Source organism: Deinococcus alpinitundrae, from assembly GCF_009982895.1.
In the GTDB taxonomy this organism is placed as follows: Bacteria; Deinococcota; Deinococci; order Deinococcales; family Deinococcaceae; genus Deinococcus; species Deinococcus alpinitundrae.
The window spans coordinates 1-273 of record NZ_WXZL01000236.1; the positions used below are offsets into that span (position 1 = coordinate 1).

The 273-nt window shown below is 55.3% G+C and carries 2 protein-coding genes; both read right to left on the reverse strand.

What is annotated here, in order from left to right:
• Positions 1-112, reverse strand: a 112-nt coding sequence (locus GUI70_RS25650) for a cytidylyltransferase domain-containing protein (protein ID WP_438503514.1), incomplete at its 3' end; no start/stop codon positions are given.
• Positions 109-270 carry a Trm112 family protein gene (locus tag GUI70_RS25655; protein ID WP_289411598.1) on the reverse strand — a complete coding sequence of 54 codons (162 nt, stop codon included), beginning with the start codon at positions 268-270 and terminating at the stop codon, positions 109-111. The genes GUI70_RS25650 and GUI70_RS25655, both read right to left, overlap by 4 nt.
• Positions 271-273 lie beyond the last annotated feature (3 nt).

The window sequence follows — 273 nt, forward strand, 5'->3', positions numbered from 1 at the left end:
GAGCGCGCTCCAGCACATGGACAATCATCGGCTTACCATTAATGTCCTGCAGTGGTTTTCCCGGCAGGCGCGTGGAGGCGAAACGCGCAGGAATAATGACCACGAAACTCATGAGTGACTCTCTTCTAGCGCCAGCGGACGCGCCTCTGTCTCCAGCAGCACCGGGATACCGTCGCGCAGCGGAAACGCCAGGCTATCAAGTTTGCAAATAAGTTCTTGCTTATCCTGACTGTAATACAGCTTGCCGTTACAGACCGGGCAGGCGATGATTTC